General features: G+C 67.5%; 1 pseudogene. It reads right to left on the reverse strand.

Going from position 1 to position 265, the window contains the following annotated elements:
- A pseudogene (prfB, locus tag CCL05_RS46705) lies at window positions 1-236 on the reverse strand (peptide chain release factor 2); the annotation flags it as partial.
- Window positions 237-265: the final 29 nt, after the last annotated feature.

Raw genomic sequence — 265 nt, forward strand, 5'->3', positions numbered from 1 at the left:
AGGTCGTCGATACGACCGCGCAGCGCCTCCGCCTTGCGCACCTCGGCCTGGAGGTGGGACAGCTTGCTGGTGATCTTCTGCGCCTCATCGGGGTTGTCCCACAGGGACGGCGCGGCCGCCTGCTCCTCGAGCACGGCGATGTCTGCCCTCAGCCGGTCGAGGTCCAGAACGGCCTCGATCGACTCCATGGTCGAGGAGAGGGACTTGAGCTCTTCGGATACATCGACGACTGCCACGCCCTCCAGCGTAACGGCTCCGCCCGGCG

This window comes from Streptomyces africanus, from assembly GCF_002150735.1.
Taxonomy (GTDB): domain Bacteria; phylum Actinomycetota; class Actinomycetes; order Streptomycetales; family Streptomycetaceae; genus Streptomyces; species Streptomyces africanus.